Annotated in this window: 18 protein-coding genes; 9 read left to right on the plus strand and 9 right to left on the minus strand. The window is 67.2% G+C overall.

Annotation, left to right across the window (positions count from 1 at the left end):
• From trkA to dusB, 6 genes are all read right to left on the minus strand, one after another.
• Positions 1–1,377 (minus strand): Trk system potassium transporter TrkA, encoded by a 1,377-nt coding sequence (gene trkA, locus B2585_RS04670; protein WP_292020518.1) that lies wholly within the window; start codon positions 1,375–1,377, stop codon positions 1–3.
• Between the two features lie 57 nt (positions 1,378–1,434).
• Positions 1,435–2,865, minus strand: a complete 1,431-nt coding sequence (locus B2585_RS04675; protein ID WP_292020520.1) for a sigma-54-dependent transcriptional regulator — start codon at positions 2,863–2,865, stop codon at positions 1,435–1,437.
• 16 nt (positions 2,866–2,881) lie between these two features.
• Positions 2,882–5,137 carry a sensor histidine kinase NtrY-like gene (locus B2585_RS04680; protein ID WP_292020522.1) on the minus strand — a complete coding sequence of 752 codons (2,256 nt, stop codon included), beginning with the start codon at positions 5,135–5,137 and terminating at the stop codon, positions 2,882–2,884.
• Between the two features lie 110 nt (positions 5,138–5,247).
• On the minus strand, positions 5,248–6,609 hold the full coding sequence (locus B2585_RS04685; RefSeq protein WP_292020524.1) for a response regulator: 1,362 nt from the start codon (positions 6,607–6,609) through the stop codon (positions 5,248–5,250).
• Positions 6,610–6,614: 5 nt separating this feature from the next.
• The gene (locus B2585_RS04690) at positions 6,615–7,682 is read right to left on the minus strand and encodes a two-component system sensor histidine kinase NtrB (RefSeq protein ID WP_292020526.1); all 1,068 of its coding nucleotides are present in this window, start codon (positions 7,680–7,682) and stop codon (positions 6,615–6,617) included.
• On the minus strand, positions 7,679–8,662 hold the full coding sequence (dusB, locus tag B2585_RS04695) for a tRNA dihydrouridine synthase DusB (protein WP_292020528.1): 984 nt from the start codon (positions 8,660–8,662) through the stop codon (positions 7,679–7,681). Before dusB ends, B2585_RS04690 begins: the two co-directional genes overlap by 4 nt.
• 167 nt (positions 8,663–8,829) lie before the next feature.
• Here dusB and B2585_RS04700 point away from each other — a divergent pair, with 167 nt between their 5' ends.
• The 4 genes from B2585_RS04700 (at position 8,830) to B2585_RS04715 (ending at position 12,286) form a co-directional block, all read left to right on the plus strand.
• A complete protein-coding gene (locus B2585_RS04700) occupies positions 8,830–9,960 on the plus strand; it encodes a bifunctional 2-C-methyl-D-erythritol 4-phosphate cytidylyltransferase/2-C-methyl-D-erythritol 2,4-cyclodiphosphate synthase (RefSeq protein ID WP_292020530.1) in 1,131 nt (376 codons plus the stop codon).
• A complete protein-coding gene (locus tag B2585_RS04705) occupies positions 9,957–10,475 on the plus strand; it encodes a phosphatidylglycerophosphatase A family protein (RefSeq protein ID WP_292020532.1) in 519 nt (172 codons plus the stop codon). The genes B2585_RS04700 and B2585_RS04705 overlap by 4 nt, the downstream gene beginning before the upstream one ends.
• 2 nt (positions 10,476–10,477) lie before the next feature.
• Positions 10,478–10,945, plus strand: a complete 468-nt coding sequence (locus B2585_RS04710) for a CinA family protein (RefSeq protein WP_292020533.1) — start codon at positions 10,478–10,480, stop codon at positions 10,943–10,945.
• 162 nt (positions 10,946–11,107) lie between these two features.
• Positions 11,108–12,286 (plus strand): ammonium transporter, encoded by a 1,179-nt coding sequence (locus B2585_RS04715; protein WP_292020535.1) that lies wholly within the window; start codon positions 11,108–11,110, stop codon positions 12,284–12,286.
• 104 nt (positions 12,287–12,390) lie between these two features.
• Here B2585_RS04715 and B2585_RS04720 read toward each other — a convergent pair whose 3' ends face one another.
• Complete coding sequence (locus B2585_RS04720; RefSeq protein WP_292020537.1) at positions 12,391–12,861, minus strand: DNA polymerase III subunit chi; 471 nt, start codon at positions 12,859–12,861, stop codon at positions 12,391–12,393.
• 1 nt (position 12,862) lies between these two features.
• Positions 12,863–14,338, minus strand: coding sequence for a leucyl aminopeptidase (locus B2585_RS04725; RefSeq protein ID WP_292020539.1), 1,476 nt, complete (start codon positions 14,336–14,338; stop codon positions 12,863–12,865).
• Positions 14,339–14,634: 296 nt separating this feature from the next.
• On the opposite strand from B2585_RS04725, the gene B2585_RS04730 reads away from it, so the two are divergent.
• The 3 genes from B2585_RS04730 to rsmA all read left to right on the plus strand — a co-directional run bounded on the left by B2585_RS04730 (position 14,635) and on the right by rsmA (position 17,761).
• A complete protein-coding gene (locus B2585_RS04730; RefSeq protein ID WP_292020541.1) occupies positions 14,635–15,894 on the plus strand; it encodes a SurA N-terminal domain-containing protein in 1,260 nt (419 codons plus the stop codon).
• A 68-nt stretch (positions 15,895–15,962) separates the two neighbouring features.
• Positions 15,963–16,922 carry a 4-hydroxythreonine-4-phosphate dehydrogenase PdxA gene (gene pdxA / locus B2585_RS04735; RefSeq protein WP_292020543.1) on the plus strand — a complete coding sequence of 320 codons (960 nt, stop codon included), beginning with the start codon at positions 15,963–15,965 and terminating at the stop codon, positions 16,920–16,922.
• Complete coding sequence (gene rsmA / locus B2585_RS04740; RefSeq protein ID WP_292020545.1) at positions 16,919–17,761, plus strand: 16S rRNA (adenine(1518)-N(6)/adenine(1519)-N(6))-dimethyltransferase RsmA; 843 nt, start codon at positions 16,919–16,921, stop codon at positions 17,759–17,761. The genes pdxA and rsmA overlap by 4 nt, the downstream gene beginning before the upstream one ends.
• Positions 17,762–17,856: 95 nt before the next feature.
• Here rsmA and B2585_RS04745 read toward each other — a convergent pair whose 3' ends face one another.
• The gene (locus tag B2585_RS04745) at positions 17,857–18,960 is read right to left on the minus strand and encodes an anhydro-N-acetylmuramic acid kinase (RefSeq protein WP_292020547.1); all 1,104 of its coding nucleotides are present in this window, start codon (positions 18,958–18,960) and stop codon (positions 17,857–17,859) included.
• Positions 18,961–19,024: 64 nt separating this feature from the next.
• Between B2585_RS04745 and tyrS the strand changes: the two genes are divergently transcribed.
• Positions 19,025–20,275 carry a tyrosine--tRNA ligase gene (gene tyrS / locus B2585_RS04750; RefSeq protein WP_292020617.1) on the plus strand — a complete coding sequence of 417 codons (1,251 nt, stop codon included), beginning with the start codon at positions 19,025–19,027 and terminating at the stop codon, positions 20,273–20,275.
• Between the two features lie 165 nt (positions 20,276–20,440).
• Complete coding sequence (locus tag B2585_RS04755) at positions 20,441–21,565, plus strand: NAD(P)/FAD-dependent oxidoreductase (RefSeq protein WP_414674038.1); 1,125 nt, start codon at positions 20,441–20,443, stop codon at positions 21,563–21,565.
• The last annotated feature ends 89 nt before the right edge of the window (positions 21,566–21,654 follow it).

A 21,654-nucleotide genomic window follows, 5' to 3' on the forward strand; every position in this document is an offset into this window, starting at 1 on the left:
CTAGAAGTAGTCGATCGAGACCTGCAACAGGCGCTCGACCTCCGGCACATCCCCGGCCATCGCGAAAATGACGACGACATCATCCTCGTCCACACGGGTCGATCCGGTGGGCTTGAGGTATTTGCCGCCCTTCAGGATACCGCCGACCAGCACGCCTTCGGGGAAGTCGATCTCGCTGATCCGGTTTCCGGCCATCGGGCTGGTCGACAGGACCTGCGCCTCGATCACCTCGGCCTCGGCATCGCCCACGGAATAGACGCCGCGCACCCGGCCATGTCGGATGTGGCGCAGGATCGAGGAAACCGTGGTCTGGCGCGGGTTGATATAGGCGTCGATCCCCAGCGGCTCCATCAACGGGACGAGCGAGGGGTCGTTCACGAGGCAGATGGACATCGGGCAGCCCATGTTGCGCGCGCGCACGGCGGCCAGCATGTTCACCTTGTCGTCCGAGGTCACGGCAAGGATCGCGTCCGCCCGACCGATCCCGGCTTCCTTGAGCAGTTCCCGGTCAAGCCCGTTGCCATGCAGCACCACGGTCCGTTCCAGCGCGTCGGCGGCGCGCTCGGCCACGCCCCGATCCAGCTCGATGATCTTGGCGCGCACCCGGTCGGTCCGGGTCTCCAGCGCCTCGGCCACGGCGCGGCCGACATTGCCACCGCCAAGGATCACAACACGCTCCTGCCGGCGCACCTGCTTGCCGAAAATCTCCAGCGTGCGGTTCACGTCCTTGGTCTCGGAGAAGACGTAGATCTGGTCGCCCTCGAACAACTGGTCGTTTGCCTCGGGCGCAAAGAGCGTGCCCTCCCGGCGCACGCCCACCACCACCGCGTTCAGCGTCGAGAACAGGTCGGTGAGCTGGCGCAGCGGCGTGTTGAGCACCGGGCAATCCTCGTCGAGCGCGATGCCCAGAAGCGTCGCTCGGTCATCCAGGAACCGCTCGGTGTCGAAGGCCGACGGGGCCTGCAACCGGCGCAGCGCGGCCTCGGCCACCTCGCGCTCGGGGCTGATGACCACGTCGATGGGCAGGTGATCCTGCCGGTAAAGGTCGCGGTAAATCGCGGTGAGGTAGCTTTGCGCCCTGAGCCGCGCGATCTTGCGCGGCACGGCGAAGACGGAGTGCGCCACCTGGCAGGTGACCATGTTCACCTCGTCCGAATAGGTCGCCGCGATCACCATGTCGGCGTCACGCGCGCCCGCCTGATCCAGCACATCCGGGTAGGAGGCGAAGCCGGTGATCCCTTGCACGTCCAGCGTCTCGGTCGCGCGGGCAACGAGGTCGGGGTTGTTGTCCACGACCGTGACGTCGTTGCGTTCCCCCGACAGGTGGCGCGCAATCTGCCAGCCGACCTGGCCCGCGCCGCAGATGATGACTTTCATTCGGACATCCCGCTTTGTCGTCGCTCAACCCTTGGCAGGGAAACCCGGAAGGGTCAATCAGGAGGCCTCGGCCTGATCCTCGCCGTCCTCGGCGACATAGGCCACGCGCGCGCCCGACTTGGTGCCGGTCACGATCCCGAGGCTCTTGAGCTTGCGGTGAAGCGCGGACCGCTCCATCCCGACGAAACTCGCGGTGCGGGAGATATTGCCGCCGAACCGGTTGATCTGCGTCATCAGGTATTCCCGCTCGAACGCCTCGCGCGCCTCGCGCAGCGGGAGCGTGGCAAGCGCCGTGGGCAGCACGACAGCCCCACCGACGCCCGAGCCCAGTTCCGGCCCCTCGGCCCCCGGCAGGTCGCCCGCGCCGATCGGCCCGGTCCCGTCGCCAAGGATCAGCACGCGCTCCACCACGTTCTTGAGCTGGCGCACGTTGCCGGGCCACGGCATCGACTGAAGCACCGCCACCGCCTCGTCCGAAACATCGCGCAGCGGCAGGCCCTGCGTGGCGTTGAACACGGCAATGAAATGCTCGGCCAGCACCGGAATATCCTCACGCCGGTCGGCCAGCGGCGGCACGCTGATCGGGACCACGTTCAGCCTGTGAAACAGCTCTTCGCGAAAGCGCTTCGCCTCGATCTCGGCCATCAGATCGCGGGTGGTGGACGAAATCACGCGCACATCCACCTCGATCTTCTCGCTCCCGCCGACGCGGGTGAAACTCTGCTCGACCAGAACGCGCAGGATCTTGGACTGCGTGCCCGGCGGCATGTCCGCCACCTCGTCGAAATAGATCACCCCGCCGTTGGCCTGCTCCAGCAGACCTTCCTCGACGCCGCGCTCGCTGTTTTCGCGCCCGAACAGCACTTCTTCCATCTGGTCCGGCGCCACGGCGGCGGAGTTCACGATGATGAAGGGCGCCCCCGCGCGGTCCGACCCCGCATGGATGGTGCGCGCGGCCAGTTCCTTGCCCGACCCCGCAGGCCCGGTGAGCAACACGCGCCCGTTCGAGCGCATGACCTTTTCCAGGTTGGATTTCAGTGACTTGAAGGCCGCACTTGTCCCGATCATGTCGACCGGCCCGGTTCCCTTGCGCTTCAACTCCACGTTCTCACGGCGCAGGCGCGAGGTTTCCATCGCCCGTCCGATCACGACCATCAACTGGTCGATGTTGAAGGGCTTTTCGATGAAGTCGTAGGCCCCCTGCTTGATCGCCGCTACCGCGATCTCGATGTTGCCGTGACCCGAAATGATGACCACCGGCACCTCCGGGTGGTCGCGCTTGACCGCCTTGAGGATGTCGATCCCGTCCATCGTGCTGTCCTTGAGCCAGATGTCGAGGATCATGAGCGCGGGCGGCTGTTTCTCGACCGCCGCCATCGCCTCGTCCGAGGTGCCCGCCTTTCGTGTGGTGTAGCCCTCGTCCTCCAGAATATCCGAAATGAGCTCTCGGATATCGCGTTCATCGTCGACGATCAGAATGTCGGTCATGGGGCCCTCAACTCGGTCATTCGGCGGCGCGGGACACACCCGCAGCGGCCGGAAGTGGCAGTGTGATGACGGCCATCGCCCCGACCTGTCCCGAGCCGAAATCCGGCGCGTCGGTCAGGGCGAGCGTGCCGCCGTGTTCTTCGATGATCTTCTTCACGATGGGCAGGCCAAGGCCGGTGCCCTTGTCGCGGGTGGTGACGTAAGGCTCGAAAAGCCGCGCGCGGTCGGCAGGCAGCCCCACGCCGTTGTCGGCGATGGTGATGCGCGCCTGCTCACCCTCAATGGTCAGCGCGACACGGATCTCGGGCGAATGACCGTCCGGCGCACCTTTTTCCTGCAGGGTTTCAATTGCTTCGCCCGCGTTCTTGATAAGATTGGTGAAGGCCTGGCCGATCATGGACTCGTCCAGTTCCGCAGGCAACGCCCCGGCGGGAATATCGGCCGCGAACGTCACGGCCTCCTGCCCGGCCTCCTGTAACACCACCGCGTCGCGCAGGAGTTTGGCAAGGTCCGTGGGCTTCTTTTCAGGTTCGGGCATCCGCGCGAACTTGGAAAACTCGTCCACGATCCGGCGCAGGATATCGGTCTGGCGCACGATGGTCCCGGTCAGCTCCTCCAGCTTCTCGGCATTCTCACCTTCCATCATCCGCCCATATTTGCGGTTGATGCGCTCGGCCGACAGCGCGATGGGCGTCAGTGGGTTCTTGATCTCATGCGCGATACGGCGCGCGACGTCGCCCCACGCCGCCATGCGCTGCGCACTGACCAGATCGGTGACATCGTCGAAGGCGATCACGAAGCCCTCGAGCTCCCCCTCGTCGGAATAGCGCCGCGCGATCCGCACCAGCAGTCGCTCGGCCTTGCCCATCCGGGTCAGCCCCAGCTCCTCCTGCACCTGGCTGCGCGCTTCGTTGCGCAGCCGGTCGAACAGCGGGCCGAACTCCGGCACCAACAGCGACAGCGGCACATGGCTGGGGTCCGGCCCGGCAAGGTCGAGCAGACGCGCCGCCGCGCGGTTCAGGAACGTCACCTTGCCTTCCGCATCCAGCCCCACGACGCCCGCCGTGACCGATGACAGCACACTGTCGAACAGCCGCCGCCGCGTTTCGATCTGGTCCGCGCTCGCCACCAGCGTATCACGCTGCGCCTTGAGCTGGCGGGTCATGGCGTTGAACTGGCGGCCCAGCGTGGCGATTTCATCGTCGCCGTCCTCTTCGATCACCTGCACGTCAAGGTCGCCTTCGCCCACCCGTTGCGCAGCCCCCGCAAGCCGCCCGACCGGGCGCGACAGACGCTCGGCGAACCACATGCCAAGCCACGTCGCTGCTAGGATCAGGATCGCTGCGAAGCCCAGATAGATCAGCCCGAACTCGAACAGGACGCGGCCCCTCTGGTTTTCGAGCTGCTGATAGAACATCACCGTTTCCTGCGTCTCGTCCAGCAGGCTCAGAACCTCGCCATCCACGCTGCGGCTGACGTAAAGCAGGTGGTCGGGAAAGCTGCCCATGCGCACGAGGGCGCGGAATTCATTGATGTCCCAGTCCTCGATCACGACCGTTTCACCCTCCATCGCGCGCGCCAGATCGTCGGCGCTGGGTTCCTCGTAGTCGAACAGGTATGACCGGTCCCCACGCACCCGGATTTCGCCATCCCCGTCGATCACGAAAGCCTCGCGCAGCCCGCGCTGAATCTGGCTCTGCGCCTGCTGAAGCGCCTGCCTGAGCTGTGCGTCGGTCAGAAAGCGGTTCGCCTCTTTCGAGAGGTTGAGATAGGCCGCCAGCGACTCGGCGTCTTCCACCAGCCCGCTGCGATGCTCCTCCTCATAGGCCTGCGCGGCCTCGAGCGAGTTGCCCACCACCCGACTCACCCTGTCCGAAAACCAGCCCTCGAGACCGACGTTGACCGTGAGCACCGCGAAAATGGCCACCAGAACCGTCGGGATGAGCGCGATGATGGCGAACACACCGGTCAGGCGCATGTGCAGGCGCGATCCCGCCGACATGGCCCGCCGCGCGGCGATCATCCGGGCCACGCCGGACATGACCAGCGCCGCGACGGCCAGAACATAGACGAAATCGGCCAGCAGGATGAGCCGCAGGGCGGAACTTGCCGCGCCCTGATTGAGCGGTCCGAGAATCAGGTAGGTCGCGACGGCAAGGAACGGGCCCAGAATGACCACGCCCACGGTCGCGGCCGACTGCACCCGGCGCAACCTGCGCAGGCGCGCCAGCCTGTCCCATGTCCATTCACGTTTTGCGCCGCGCGCCGCCATTCTCAACTGCTCCGAGATCGGGCCGGGCGTGCCTCAGCCCTGTTCGCGCCCGTCATTCGCGCCTGAATTGTGCCTGAAACGACACCCCCAGGGTCGCGTCTGTGGCAGTTTTACATCAATTTGCGGCGCCGTGTCACCTCGATTTCCAACTCGGTGATCTTCTTGCGCAATGTATTCCGGTTGATGCCCAGCAGATCGGCGCATTTGGCCTGATTGCCGCCCGTTGCATCAAGCGCAATCTCGATCAGCGGCACTTCGATTTCCTTGAGCACCCGCTGGTAGAGGCCCGGCGGTGGCAGCGTGCCCCCGTGCAGGTCGAAATAGCGCTTGAGGTGGCGCGCGACGCTCGATGACAGCTTCTCGCCTTCGTCCGCAGCCGGCACCGGCCCGCCCGCAGGGGCGCCAAGCGTGGCTTCGACCTCGGCCCGCGTGATCTCGGCCTCCGAGCCCGTGACCATCAGGCGCTGAATGGTGTTTTCCAGCTGGCGCACGTTGCCGGGCCACGGATAGGCGCGCAGCACCTCGGTCGCTTCCTTGGCAAGCGCGCGCGGCGTCATCCCGTCCCGCTCGGCGCGTGCAAGGAAATGCTCGGCGAGCGACGGAATATCCTCCAGCCGCTCGCGCAGCGCAGGCACCGGGATCGTCACACCGCCGAGGCGGTAATAAAGGTCCTGCCGGAACGCGCCGTCCTTGATCCGCTTGGACAGGTCGTTCTGCGATGTCGCGATGATCCGCGGGCTGGGGTCGGTGAGGCTGTCGAGCATCCGGGTAATCCGCGCCTGCGCCTCGGCCTCCAGATCGCCGATCTCGTCGAACAGGATCGTGCCCTGCCCGGCTTTCGACAGCACCCGCGCCGGCCCGTCGATGGGCGTCAGATCATCGGCCGTGACCACCACGAACGGCAGGTTGCGCCGGTCGGAAAAGTCGTGGATCGCCCGCGCGATCAGGCTCTTGCCCGTCCCGCTCTCGCCCGTGATGAGCACCGGAAGCTCGGTGTTCATCACCCGCGCCACAAGGCGATAGAGCGACTGCATCGCCGGCGTGCGACCCACGAGCGGCAGGTCGCCGTGCCCCTCTTCGGTCCCGGTCCGGGCAACAGGCGCGCGGCGCTTCTGCTCCAGCGCCCGTGCGGCCCGTTTCATCAGGTCCGGCAGGTCGAACGGCTTGGGCAGATAATCGAACGCCTCCGCCTCGGCCGCCTGAATCGCCGTCATGATGGTGTTCTGCGCCGAAATGACGATCACCGGAAGGTCCGGGCGCAGCTCCGCGATCTCCGGCAGCGCCTCGAGCCCGTTGCCGTCGGGCATCATCACGTCCGAGATCACAAGATCCCCGCGCCCTTCCTCGACCCAGCGTTTCAGCGTGACCAGCGAGGATGTGGCATGCACCCGGCACCCCGCCCGCGTCAGCGCCTGCGTCAAAACCGTGCGGATGGTGCGGTCGTCGTCCGCGACAAGTACGGTGCCGTCCATGGGAGTTACTCCTTCTCTTTCGGGGCGACCGGAAGCGAAATCCGGAACACCGTCTTGCCCGGCACCGAATCGACGGACACCCATCCGTCGTGGTCCGAGATGATTTTCGACACGAGTGCGAGGCCGAGCCCGGTGCCGTTCTCGCGGCCCGAAACGAAGGGCTCGAAGATTTGGTCGATGATCTCCGGCGGAATACCGGGACCGTTGTCGATGATCTCGACCTGAAGCGGCAGCCGGTTCCCGGTGCCGTCCATGCGCCGCAGGCGCAGCGAATGGTCATAGAAAGTGCGGATGCGGATCTCGCCGCCAGAATCGTCGGCCACCTGGGCTGCGTTCTTGAGCAGGTTGAGGAACACCTGCATCAGTTGATCCGGGTCCACGAAGGTCGGCGGCAGCGAGGGGTCGTAATCCTCCTGGATCTTCATCTTGGCCGCAAAGCCCACTTCCGCCGACTTCTGCGCGCGGTCCAGCAGGTCATGCACGTTCACCTCGCGCCGGTCAGGCGGGCGAAGGTTGCCGAACTGCTCCACCTGTTCGAGAAGCGCCACGATCCGCCGGCTCTCGGCCACGATCAGGTCCGTCAGCTCAAGATCGTCCGCCGACAGGTTCATCGACAGAAGCTGCGCCGCCCCGGTGATCCCGGCGAGTGGGTTCTTGATCTCGTGCGCCAGCATTTCTGCCATGCCGATGGCCGAACGCGCGGCGGATTTCACCCCCTGCGCCTTGCCCATCTTCTCGGCCAGCTTGCGCGGCTCCAGCAGCATCAGGAGCCGGTCGTCCGACCGCACCAGTGGCGCGATCTGGATATTGCATTCCACCGGCGCCGTCGTCCCCGTGCCCACGTCCACCGAATTGATGAACATCGCGCCGTTGTCGCGCCGCACCCGTTCGAAGGCGCTGTCCATGTTGGTCGCGATCGCAAGGTGGTCGAGCACCGGCTTGCCGTTCAGGCTGCGTGCGGAGGTGTTGAGAAACGCCTCGGCGGCCGAGTTCGCCTCGACGATGCAATCCTCCGCATCGATGATGAGGCCCGGCACGGGCAGCGCGTTCCACAGGGTTTCGGTGTCCATCATGCAGCCTCCCTGACCGGTTCGAGCGCCTCGGGGATCAGCCTGAGCACGGTCGCGGGCTCCGGCTCCGACAGAACGGCGCGGCGCAGATCCGGTGCCGTGCCCGCCTCGTCCATGTACCAACCCAGGTGTTTGCGGATGACGCGTTTCCCCAGCGCGTCGCCATAGAACCTCAGCGAGGCCTCGTAGTGCCCCTGCACCATGTCGGTCAGCGCCGAACCCTCGGGCACCTCCGGCGCCTGCGTCCCGAACAGCTCCGCCGCGATTTCGGCGATCAGCCAGGGTCGCCCGCCGGTGCCGCGCCCGACCATGACGCCGTCCGCGCCCGACGCATCCAGCGCGACGCGTGCCGTCTCGGTGGATGTGATGTCACCATTCGCGATCACCGGAATGTCGACCGACTCGGTCACGGCCCGGATCGCGGCCCAGTCGGCGCACCCCTTGTAAAACTGGCAGCGCGTGCGCCCGTGGATGGTGATCATGCGGACCCCGGCAGCCTCGGCCTGCCGCGCGAGGTCCGGCGCATTCATCAGCCCGTCGTCCCAGCCCAACCGGGTCTTGAGCGTCACCGGTATCTCGACCGCCTCCACGACCGCTTCGATCAGCCGCAGCGCCAGAGGCAGGTCACGCAGGAGCGCCGAGCCGGACAGCCCGCCCACGACCTTCTTTGCCGGGCATCCCATGTTGATATCGATCATCCGCGCCCCGTTGGCCTCCACCATCCGTGCGGCCTCCCCGATCCAGTAGGGATCGCGACCGGCAAGCTGCACGGCGGTGTTCGCAAGCTCCATGCCCAGCTCGGCGCGCTCGCGCGTGCCGGGCTTGGCCTGAACCATCTCCTGGCTCGCCACCATCTCCGACACGACAAGCCCCGCCCCGAAGGACGAGACGAGGTCGCGGAACGGCAAATCCGTGATCCCGGCCATGGGGGCCAGGAAAACGGGCGGGTCGAGGGTCAGGTTGTCGGACAGGCAGAGTGCCACTGCTTAATCCTTGTGCATTTGCCTTCGATATAGGAGACCGGGGAAAAGAGCGCAAATAAGTGGCGTTCCGCTCCCGGTCTTTTCTGCTTCTGCCTTATTTTTGGGCAAGATGCACGGGGGCTTCGCACGCCATTGTCCTCCAAACGGGCAACGCGTAAACGACCCTCATGGAAATCGCCGCAATCATCGTCGCCGCGGGACGCGGGACACGGGCCGGAGGGGACGTGCCGAAACAGTGGCGCGCGCTGGCCGGTCGCCGCGTGGCGGACTGGACGCTGGCCGCCTTCGCGGGCCACCCCCGCGTGGGCCGGATCGTCGTGGTCCTGCACCCTGACGACATGGGACAGGCCGACACGTTCACCGACGTAATCGTCGCCACGGGCGGCGCCACCCGCCATGCCAGCGTTGCGGCGGGGCTCGAGGCGCTCGCGGGCGATCCGCCCGACGGCGTCCTGATCCACGACATCGCCCGCCCCCTCGCCACCCCGGACCTCATCGACCGCGTGATCGACGCGCTGGACCACGCGGGCGGGGCCGCCCCCGCACTCGCCGTCACCGACGCGCTCTGGACCGGTGCGGACGACCGCGTCACCGGCACCCGCGATCGCGACGGGCTCTACCGCGCCCAGACGCCGCAGGGCTTTCGCTACGCTGCCTATCTCGACGCACACCGCGCCCATCCCGGCGACGCCGCCGATGACGTGGCCGTGGCACGGTCTGCCGGACTTGACGTCACCATCGTCGCGGGCGACGAACGCAATCTCAAAATCACAGGCCCGGACGACTTCGCCCGCGCCGAAGAACTGATGGGAGGTCGCGTGGACATACGCACCGGCACGGGGTTCGACGTGCATGCCTTCACCACCGGAGACGCGGTCACACTCTGCGGCGTCACCGTGCCGCATGAGCGCGCGCTCAAGGGCCATTCGGATGCGGATGTGGGAATGCACGCCCTGACCGACGCGATCTATGGCGCACTTGCCGAGGGCGACATCGGCCAGCATTTCCCGCCGTCCGACGACGAGTGGAAGGGTGCAGCCAGCGAAATCTTCCTGCGCCACGCCGTCGACCTCGCCACCTCCAAGGGATACCGCGTGTCGAACTGTGACGTGACGCTGATCTGCGAAATGCCGAAAATCGGACCCCACGCCGGCGCCATGCGCGCGGAACTCGCCCGGATCATGGGGCTTGAGGCCGACCGCGTCAGCGTCAAGGCGACCACCTCCGAGCGGCTGGGCTTTACCGGCCGGGGCGAAGGCATCGCGGCACAGGCCGTCGCCACGCTGGTGCGCCCATGAGCCGCCTCTTCGCCACCTTCTTCTTCGTGGGCTACCTTCGGCCCGCCTCCGGCACCTGGGGCTCGCTTGCCGCACTGCCCTTCATCTGGGCGCTGCACGAGATCGGGCAGCGGTTCGTCCCCCTCGAACTCGGCGGGCCGCTGCTTCTCGCCGTCGCGCTCGTCGTCACCTATTTCGGCGGTCTCGCCGCCACCCGGATCATCACCTCCGAGGGCGGCGACCATGACCCTTCCGAGATCGTCATCGACGAGGTGGTGGGGCAAGGCATCGCCATCCTGCCGGTCTCCATCGGCGCGGCAGGCGTCGGGGCCGACATGCTCGCGCTCTGGCCCGGCTGGGTCGTGGGCTTCCTCGCCTTCCGCCTGTTCGACATCTGGAAACCCTGGCTCGTGGGCCGGGTCGACCGGCGCAACGATCCTGTCGGCGTCATGCTCGACGACGTGATCGCGGGTGTCTTCGCCGCCCTCACGGTTCTGGCCGCCGCAGCCCTCAGCCACCTCGCCATCATGGTGTGACGATGGACCCGGCCCGCCTCCTCGACCTCTGCCGCGCCGCCGGGCTGAAAATCGCCACGGCGGAAAGCTGCACCGGCGGCATGGTCGGCGCAGCCCTGACCGACATCGCCGGGTCGTCGGACGTCTACGAGCGCGGGTTCATCACCTATTCCAACGCTGCCAAGATCGCGATGCTGGGCGTCTCGCCCGCCACGCTTGAAGCGCACGGGGCCGTCTCCGAAGCGGTCGCTCGCGAGATGGCCGATGGCGCGCTGGCCCGCTCCGAGGCCGACCTCGCCGTGTCCATCACCGGCATCGCCGGCCCCGGCGGGTCCGAGCACAAGCCGGAGGGCCGCGTCTGTTTCGGCCTCGCCCGCGCCGGCACCACTCAGGTCGAGACCGTCGACTTCGGCGCCCTCGGTCGCGCCGGCGTCCGCGCTGCCGCCCGCGATCATGCCCTCGCGCTCCTTGCCGGTGCCTCCAGCGCCTGAGTTCGCGTTCTGCCCGTTTTATGTGCGCCAAGGTGAGTCCTGCGCACATTTTCAAAGCGTTTCCAGAACTGCGCCACAAATGCGCAAAGCGCACAAGAATGAGGCTTGCCCTGACGCCCCGGCCCCCTAGACACCCTCCCACCTAATCAAGTGGAGGGGACTATGAACGGGGCAGATACCGCCTGGATCATCGTGGCGACAGCACTCGTGCTGTTCATGACATTGCCGGGACTGGCGCTTTTCTACGGGGGGCTGGTACGCGCGCGCAACGTGCTGTCCGTCTTCATGCATGTCTATGCCATTGCAGCACTCATGAGCATCCTGTGGCTCGCTTTCGGCTACACGATCGCCTTCGGCGACGGGAACGCGGTCTGGGGCGGGCTGGAGAAGATGTTCCTCCTCGGCATCGGGCCGGACGCGCTCGCAGGCACGATCCCGGAGATCCTGTTCTTCGCCTTCCAGATGACCTTCGCGATCATCACCCCGGCACTGATCGTCGGCGCTTATGTGGAGCGGATCGGCTTCGGTTTCGTCCTCGCCTTCTCGGGCCTCTGGATGCTTCTGTGCTATGCGCCGGTGGTCCATTGGATCTGGGGCGGCGGATTCCTGTCCGACGGCGGGATCTTCGGCGAGACGGGCGTGCGCGACTTCGCGGGCGGCATCGTGGTGCACGAAACCGCGGGCCTCGCCGCGATCATGATCTCGGTCTTCCTCGGCCCGCGCCGCGACCAGAAAAAGCCGCCGCATTCGCCCGGCTTCGTGATGATCGGCGCCTCGATGCTCTGGGTCGGCTGGTTCGGCTTCAACGGCGGCTCGCAGCTCGCCGCTGACGGCGGGGCCGCAATGGCGCTCACCGTCACGCATATCTCCGCCGCGACCGCCTCTCTCACCTGGGCGCTGTGGGAGAAGATCAAGTTCGGCCGCGCTTCCCTCGTCGGCATCGTGACCGGGACCATCGCGGGCCTCGCCTCGATCACCCCGGCCTCCGGCTTCGTCGGCCCCATCGAGGCGCTGGTGATCGGCGGCGTCGCGGGCATCCTGTGTCAGGAAGCGGTGAACTTCATCCGCAACCGGCTCAAGATCGACGACACGCTCGACGTCTTCGCCGTCCACGGCGTCGGCGGCATCTTCGGCACGCTGATGATCGCGCTCTTCGGTGCGGGCAGCTGGGCCGCGCAGGCCGGGTCGCTCGCCATCGTCGGCGTGTTCACGGTGGTCGTGACCTATGTGCTCATCAAGGCGATCTCGCTCGTCACACACCTGCGTGTGGACGAGGAAACCGAAACCAACGGACTCGACCTCGCCGTCCATGGTGAGCGCGCCTACGACGTCATGTCCTGATCGGACACCCCCGAAAAAGCAACGCCGCCCTGTGGACCGGGGCGGCGTTTTGTGTGGTGGAGCGTTGTGTCAGCGACCAACGCAGCCGTCGCGGGCTCGACGCCTCACTCCGGCGTGGCCGCCGCCCGCCCCGCGCTCTCGGCCTTCAAAGCCCAGCGGCCGGTCTCCTGGCTCCAGTATTTCGCGCCGACCCCAGCGCCCGACATCTGCCGCCACTGTTCCCGTGCCCGCTCAACGGCCCCGTCGTCGTTCCCGTCGAACAGGATCATGACCCGCGCCGCCGTGGTGACTTCCTCAGGCGCGACCTCGGCCCCGTCCATCGACACGACGCACTCCGCCGCCTCGCCGCCCGCCGTCAACAGGATCGGCTGGTCCGCGTCATGTGGCCCGCCCGACAGCCCGTGCGGCAGAAACCCGTCGCCCAGCCAAAGCCGTTCATCAAGCCACCTGAGCCGCGCCTCGTTGCGGCCCCGCACCACCACGCGCCAATCCTGCTCGCGCGCCCGCCCGAGAAGCGCGGGAAGCGTCTCCTCCAGCGGGGTGCGTGTCATGTGATAGAAATAGGCCTCGCCCATCTCACCCCTCGTAATTGTCCGCGATCATCCGGTCGAGCGCGCGCACGCCCCAGCCGGTCGCGCCCTTGGGCGCGAACGCCGTCGGCGCCTTCACATCCGCGACGCCTGCGATGTCGAGGTGAATCCACGGCACGCCCTCCTTCACGAACCGCTGAAGGTACTGCGCCGCCGTGATCGCGCCCGCAGGCCGCCCGCCGACATGCTTGAAATCCGCCTTCGCGCTTTCGAGTTGCTTGTCATAGGCCGCGCCGAGCGGCAGACGCCACGCGCCCTCCTCCTCGGTTTCGGCGGCCTTGAGGAAGGATTTGCAGAAGTCGTCGTCATTGGAGAACACGCCCGCGTTCTCATGCCCCAGCGCGATGACGCAGGCCCCGGTGAGGGTGGCGAGGTCGACCATCGCCACCGGCTCGAACCGCTCCTGCGCGTACCAGAGCACGTCGCACAGCACCATGCGCCCCTCGGCGTCGGTGTTGATGATCTCGACCGTGTCGCCCTTCATCGTCGTCACGATATCGCCGGGACGCTGCGCCTTGCCGTCCGGCATGTTCTCGACCAGACCGATGAGGCCCACGACATTCGCCTTGGCCTTGCGCATCGCGAGCGTTTTCATCACGCCGGTCACGGTGCCTGCGCCACCCATATCCATCGTCATGTCTTCCATGCCCGCCCCCGGCTTGATCGAAATGCCGCCGGAATCGAACACCACGCCCTTGCCGACGAGTGCCACGGGCTTGTCGCCGCTCTTGCCGCCCTTCCACTGCATCACCACGACCTTGGACGGGGCCTCGGACCCCTGCCCGACCGCCAGCAGCGCGCGCATCCCGAGCTTCTCCAGCTCCGGCTCCTCCAGCACCTCGACCTCGATCCCGAGGTCCGAGAGCGCCTGCGCACGCGCCGCGAACTCGGTGGTGGTGAGGATGTTGGACGGCTCGTTCACGAGATCGCGGGTCAGGAACACGCCTTCGGCCACGGCCATCACGCCCTCGACCGTCGGGGTCCATTGTTCCGGCTGCCCGGTCTGGATCGTGAGGGACGTTTCTTTCACCTCGGCCGCTTCGCCGGTCTTGCGTGCCTTGAAGGCATAGGCGCGCAGGACGGCGCCCAGGGCAAGCTGGTCAAGGTTCTTGTGCGACCCGGCAACGACCGTGACGGACTGGCCGCTCAGCGCGGCCCCGACGACGGCGCCCACCTTGCGGGCCAACTCGGGGGTCAGGCGCTTGTCCACCTTCACCACCTCGACCGCTTCTGCTTTCATGCCCGAAGGATAGGCCAGAACGGTGGATTGCCCCGCTTTCTGCTTTCCGAAAGCCTCACCGTCCAGATAGCGTTCCAGCGCACCTTTCATCAGCCGGTTCACCCGGCGCGCACCTTTGTCGAGGCTGCTGCCTTCGGCCACGAGGACCACGACCCGGCCCTCGGCCTCGGCCAGCGTGTCGATGTCGAGGGGGGCGAAAACGGGGGTGATGGCGTCGGTCATACTCTCTCCTGTGGGTGAAATTCCGGCGCCCGCGGGCGCGTTGTGCCACACTCAATCACCAAGCCGGGCCGGGTGCAACCGCGCCCACAGGCGGGAATCGCCACGCCAGATATGGTGGGCTGAACCCCGCGTCTCCACCGCATATCGCCGGTTTGCGGGGGCAAACGCCCCCAAAAGCCCGAAGCCGGGGCAGATTCCCCCTCGCACCGCCGGTCAGTTCCGATTATTGTGCTTGCGAAACCGGGGGGTGGGGCAAGTCTCCCGGCCAGGGACGAAAACACGACAAGGTTGGGCAGATGACGACATTCACGGCTTTGACCCGCTGGACAAGGGCAACCGCAGCCGGAGCACGGCTCATCGCGGGCGCGGCCCTCGGGCTGACGCTTCTCGCCGCACCGGGCACGGCGCAAAACCTCTTCGCCCCGGTGGCCAAGGTCGACGACTCCGCCGTCACCTATTACGAGCGAAGCCAGCGCATGGCCTTCCTGAGGCTGCTGAACGCGCCGGGCGACATCGGCCAGCTCGCGGTCGACCAGCTCATCAACGAGAAGCTTCAGCTCGAAGAGGCCGAGCGCCTCGGCATCACCGCCGACGCGGAAGCTGTGCGCACCGGCATGGCCGAATTCGCAGCACGCGGCAATCTGGACGTGGAACAGTTCCTCACGCTTCTGGCCCAGCAAGGCATCGCCGCCGAAACCTTCCGCGATTTCGTGAGCGCCGGGGTGACCTGGCGCGAAGTGGCGCGCGCGAAGTTCCTCCAGTCGGTCATCATCACGCAAAGCGAAGTCGACCGCGCCTATGCCGAGGCCGAGCCGACGCCGGGCGAAAAGCTGCTCCTGACCGAGATCGTGCTGCCCGCCTCGTCGGAGGCGAGCCTCAAGGCGTCCCGCATGCGGGCCGAACGCCTGTCCAAGATCACGACCTCCGAGGAATTCTCGGACGCCGCCAAACGCTTTTCCATCGTGTCCTCGCGCCTCAACAATGGTCAGCGCGACTGGATCGACATGCAGGCCCTGCCTGCGCCTGCCCAGGCCGCCCTGCGCGGCGTGCGCGAAGGCGGCACGAGCCGCCCGGTGGTCCTGCCCGATGTGGGCGTCGCCGTCTATTTCGTGCGTGAGCGCGAGACGGTGCGCAACACGAACGTCGGCACGCTGCTCGAATACGCGGCCTTCTTCATTCCCGGCGGGCGCAGCGAACGGGCGCTGGCCGAAGCCGCACGCATCCGCGCCGAAGTGCAGATCTGCGACGACCTCTACCCGATCGCGCGCGGCCTGCCCGCCGACCAGCTCGTGCGTGAGGAACTGCCCACCGGCGCGGTTCCCACCAGCTACCGCGCCGAACTGGCCAACCTCGACCCCGGCGAGGTGTCCACGAACCTCGTCAGCGGCAGCGGTGCGCTCGTCTTTCTCATGCTGTGCAACCGCCGTAACGATGTGCCCGACAGCGTGAGCCGCGCACAGGTGGCCGACGCGCTGCGCAACCAGCGGATCGGGGCGCTCGCCAACGACTACCTCGCCGAGCTGCGGGCGAACGCCCATATCGAGTACTTCAACTGACACAGCGCCGGATTCATGCCATGAATCCGGGCCGGACTTCCTGACGAAGTCCGCCCGCGAGGTGACCCATGTCCCGCTCTGACTTGCCCATCGCGCTCTCCGTTGGCGAACCCGCCGGCATCGGCCCCGAGATCATCGCGGCCGCCTGGGACCGGCTGGGCGCCGAGATTCCCTTCTTCGTACTGGGCGACGCGCGCCATATCGACGGGCCGGTCGAGACGATTTCGCACCCCGCCGAGGCGATGCAGGCCGTGCATCGCGGCGTGCCCGTGCTGCACCGCGATTTCGGCCCCGCCCGCCTGCCCGGCACCGCGCAGCCCGAACATGCCGCCCATGTCATCGCCGCGATCCGCGACGGGGTGGCCCGCGTGATGCAGGGCGAAGCATCGGCCCTCACCACCGCCCCGATCCACAAGAAGGCGCTGATGGATGGCGCGGGCTTCGCCCATCCCGGCCATACCGAATACCTCGCCCATCTCGCGGGCGTCGAGCATGTGGTGATGATGCTGGCGTGCCATGAGCTGCGCGTTGTGCCCGCCACGATCCACATTCCGCTGGCAGACGTGCCTGCCGCGCTCACCCGCGACCACCTCACGCAGGTCATCCGCATCACCCATGCCGCCCACCGCGCGATGGGCCATGCCAATCCCCGCATCGCCGTGTCGGGCCTCAACCCCCACGCGGGCGAAGGCGGCGCGATGGGGCGCGAGGAGATCGAGGTCATCACCCCGACCCTCGACGCCCTGCGCGCCGAAGGGCTGGCGCTCTCCGGTCCCCTACCCGCCGACACCATGTTCCACGCCAGCGCGCGCGCGGGCTATGACGTGGCGATCTGCATGTATCACGATCAGGCCCTCGTCCCGATCAAGACCATCGACTTCGCGGGCGGCGTGAACGTGACGCTGGGCCTGCCCTTCGTGCGCACCTCGCCCGACCACGGCACCGCCTTCGACATCGCGGGCACGGGCCGGGCCGATCCCACCTCGCTCATCGCCGCCCTGCGCATGGCGCGCGAGATGGCCGCATGAGCACCATCGACGGCCTGCCGCCCCTGCGCGAGGTGATCGCGACGCACGGGCTGGTGGCCAAGAAGTCGATGGGCCAGAACTTCCTGCTGGACCTGAACCTCACCGCCAAGATCGCGCGTCAGGCGGGCGATCTGACCGCCTGCGACGTGCTGGAAGTCGGCCCCGGCCCCGGCGGGCTGACCCGCGGGCTGCTCGTCGAAGGCGCGCGCCGGGTGCTGGCCGTCGAGAAGGACGCGCGGGCAATGTCCGCGCTGGCCGAAATCGCGGCCATCTATCCCGGCCGGCTCGAGGTGTTGAATGCCGACGCGCTCGCCATCGACCCGCTGGCCCATCTCACGCCACCCATCCGGATCGTGGCGAACCTGCCCTACAACGTGGGGACCGAGCTCCTGACCCGCTGGCTCACACCGAAGGCGTGGCCCCCGGTCTGGTCCTCGCTCACGCTGATGTTCCAGAAGGAAGTGGCGCAGAGGATCACCGCCAGCCCCGGCTCCAAGGCCTATGGCCGCCTCGCGATCCTGTCGCAATGGCGCAGCGAGCCGCGCGTGGTCATGGAACTCCCGCCCGAGGCCTTCACGCCCCCGCCCAAGATCCACTCCGCCGTGGTCCATTTCGAGGCCCTGCCCGAACCCCGGTTCGAGGCGAATGCCGCGACGCTCCAGCGCATCACAGCGACCGCGTTCCAGCAACGCCGCAAGATGCTGCGCGCGTCATTGAAGGGGCTGCATCCCGAGATCTCGGACCTGCTCGAAAGCGTGGACATCAAGCCGACGGCGCGGGCCGAAGAGATCGACGTCGAGCATTTCTGCGCCCTGTCGCGCGCGCTCGACGCGGCCTGAGAGGTTTCGAATGGGGCTGCGCCCCATCCGACCCGCGCGGGGGCGCTGCCCCCGCACCCCCGGGATATTTTGGACCGGAAAGACGGGCTTCCGCGTCAGGGGCCCGGTTCGGAAACACGGCCCCCGCCGACGTTGGCAGCAACGCCCGTCGTCGTCGGACAGGTCGTGGCCAGCCCCCGCGCGACGCGGACGGCGAGATAGGCAAACGCCTGCGCCTCCAGCATGTCGCCGTCGAGGCCGACCTCCTCGACCGGGACCACGGGCAGGCCGGTGCGGGTGGCGAGCATTTCCATCATGGTCGGGTTCAGGCGCCCGCCACCGCAGACCAGTAGACGCTCCGGTGGTGCCGGGCAGTGCTCCAGCCCCGCCGCGACCGAGGCCGCCACGCAGGCGGTGAGAGTCGCCGCCGCATCGGCGTCGGACAGGTCGGTCACCGCCGCGCCCAGCGTGGCGAAGGCATCGCGATCGAGCGACTTGGGTGGCATCCGCAGGAAATAGGGGTGTTCGAGAAAGGTCGTGACGATCCCCTCGTCAACGGTGCCGGTTGCGGCCAGCGCCCCGTCGCGGTCGAGAGGCGCGCGCCTGCGCTGCCATACCAGGTCGTTGAGCGGCGCGTTGGCCGGCCCCGTGTCGAAGGCCAGAAGCGCGCCCTCGTCCTCGGCCCGGGCACAGGCCGGGTCCACCCAGGTCAGGTTCCCGACCCCGCCGAGGTTCAGGAACGCCACCGGCGCCTCGGCGCCGATCCATTTGGCGCAGGCGAAGTGAAAAAACGGGGCGAGCGGCGCGCCCTCGCCGCCCAGCGTCACATCCGCCGTGCGGAAATCCCACGCCACCGGGCACCCCAGCGCCTCGGCCAGCCGGTCGCCGTCGCCCGCCTGATGCGTCGCCCCGCGCCCGCGCGGATCATGGGCGAGCGTCTGGCCGTGAAACCCGACGAGCTCTGCGCCCTCGAACCCCGACAGCAGCCCCACATGCGCGGCCTCGACGATGCGCGCGGCCTCCGCCACCCCAGGCTCGCCCGGCCAGCGCCCGAGGGCCGCCCGAAGCACACCGGCCTCGTTGTCGGAAAAGGCGGCGTAGCCCGTTTTACCGAAGGCCTCGATCGTCTCGCCATCGGTCAGGACCATCGCCGCATCGACGCCGTCCAGCGACGTGCCCGACATCGCCCCAAGCGCCCAGATCGCGCGCGCCTCCATCATGGCTTTTCCTCCGCCCATGCCCCCGATATAGAGGCAGCACCCAATGACAATGGACAGAAAACCGATGACCTACCACCCGAAATCAGACTTCATGCGCGTGATGATCGAGCGTGGCTACCTGGCCGACTGCACCGATTACCAGGCGTTGGACGAGGCGCTGACCAAAGGCGTGGTGACGGCCTATATCGGCTATGACGCGACGGCGAAATCGCTGCATGTCGGGCACCTTCTGAACATCATGATGCTGCGCTGGCTGCAAAAGACCGGGCACAAGCCGATCACGCTCATGGGCGGCGGCACGACCAAGGTGGGCGACCCGTCGTTCCGCGCGGACGAACGGCCCCTGCTGGGACCGGAACAGATCGACGCGAATATCGACGGGATGAAGCAGGTGTTTGCGAAATACCTGTCCTACGGGGACGCGCCGACCGATGCTTTGATGCTGAACAACGCGGAATGGCTGGACGGTCTGAACTACCTCGAGTTTCTGCGCGACATCGGGCGGCATTTCTCGGTGAACCGGATGCTGTCGTTCGAGAGCGTGAAGTCGCGGTTGGACCGGGAACAGAGCCTGTCGTTCCTCGAATTCAACTACATGATCTTGCAGGCTTACGACTTTCTCGAGCTCAATCGCCGCTACAACTGCACGCTCCAGATGGGCGGGTCGGACCAGTGGGGCAACATCGTGAACGGGATCGACCTGACCCGCCGGGTGCTGGATCACGAGATCTACGGCCTGACCTCGCCACTCCTGACCACGTCGGACGGCAAGAAGATGGGCAAGTCGCAGGGCGGGGCCATGTGGCTGAACGCCGACATGCTGTCGCCCTATGAGTTCTGGCAGTTCTGGCGCAACACGACCGACGCCGATGTGGGCCGGTTCCTGAAGCTCTATACCGAGTTGCCGGTCGAGGAATGCGAGCGTCTTGCCGCCCTGCCCGGCAACCGGATCAACGACGCCAAGATCGTGCTGGCCAACGAGGTGACGACGCTGTGCCACGGGGCCGAGGCGGCGGCCGCGGCGGAAGCCACCGCGCGCGAAGTGTTCGAAAAGGGCGGCGCGGGCGACGACCTGCCGACGCTGACGCTGAGCGCGGACGAGATCGGTGAGGGTATCTCGATCACCCAGCTCATCACGCGTTCCGGCCTTGCCAAGACCGGCAAGGAGGCCAAGCGCCTCATCGCCGACAAGGGCGCCAAGCTGAACGATGCGGATGTGACGGACGCTGGCCTGATGATCACGCAGGCTGATCTCGACCAGCCGATCAAGCTGTCGGCGGGCAGGAAACGCCATGCGCTCGTGACTTTGGGGTAAGGGTTTCGCCGCGGGCTGACGCCCGCGACGACCCGTGCGAGGGGGCCAGCCCCCTCGCGCTCCCCCGGGATATTTTCCGACCGGAAAGACAGGACGCGTTGAGGGGAAGATGAGGACGTGACCCACCATCGCACGATCATCCTCGGGGCCGGGGCGGCTGGCCTGATGTGCGCGGCTTATGCGGGGCCGGACACGCTGGTTCTGGATCATGCGAAGAAGCCGGGCGAGAAGATCCGGATTTCCGGTGGCGGGCGTTGCAATTTCACCAATCTCGATGTGACGCCGGCGAATTTTCTGTCCGAGAACCCCCATTTCCACAAGTCGGCGCTGGCGCGCTACACCCAGTGGGATTTCATCGAGCTGGTCTCGCGCTACGGCATCGCGTGGCATGAAAAGACATTGGGGCAGCTCTTCTGCGACGGCAAATCCACCCAGATCATCGACATGCTACTGGCCGAGATCCGGGCGGCGGGCGCGCAGGTGCGGCTCGGGGCGCAGATCGCCGGCGTCACCCATGCCGATGGACTCTTCACCGTGGCGACCGATAGCGGCGCGGTGACGGCAGACACCCTCGTCCTTGCCACAGGTGGCAAGTCGATCCCCAGGATGGGGGCCACCGGGCTCGCCTATGACCTTGCACAGCAGTTCGGGCACAGCCTTGTGACACCGCGCCCTGCGCTCGTCCCGCTGACCTTCGGGGATCGCTTCGCCCCGATCTCGGGCGTCTCGACTCCGGTGACCGCCTTCAACGACCGGATCGCCTTTGCCGAGGCGCTTCTTTTCACCCATCGGGGTCTCTCCGGGCCGGCGGTTCTGCAACTGTCGTCCTACTGGCACGAGGGCGAGGCCATCACGCTCGACATCTGCCCGCCCGGACTGCTCGACACGCTCAAGGCCCAGCGGCAGGCGCAGGGGCGCCACGCGCTCACCACCGAACTCGCGCGCCACCTGCCTGCCCGGCTGGTGGAGTTCCTCGCCCCCGACCTCGGCCTCACTGGCAACCTCGCCGACCAGTCCGACGCGCGGCTCGCGGACATCTGCGAGGCGCTCGCCCACTGGACCCTCACGCCCTCCGGCTCCGAAGGCTACCGCACCGCCGAGGTCACCGCGGGCGGCGTCTCGACCGACGGGGTGTCGTCGAAAACGATGGAATCGAAACACCTGCCCGGTCTTTACGTCATCGGCGAAGCGGTGGACGTGACCGGCTGGCTCGGCGGTTACAACTTCCAGTGGGCCTGGGCGTCGGGCGTGGCGGCGGGCCGGGCCATCGCGGGGCGCACGGCGCGTTAACCCCGCGCGTGTGCACAAACGTATGTACAGCGTATGCACAGGATGTGTACGCGGTGCGACACCGCCCGAAACGTCGATTTCCCGCTTTC

Origin of the sequence: Maritimibacter sp. UBA3975 (genome assembly GCF_002384975.1) — a bacterium.
In the GTDB taxonomy this organism is placed as follows: domain Bacteria; phylum Pseudomonadota; class Alphaproteobacteria; order Rhodobacterales; family Rhodobacteraceae; genus Maritimibacter.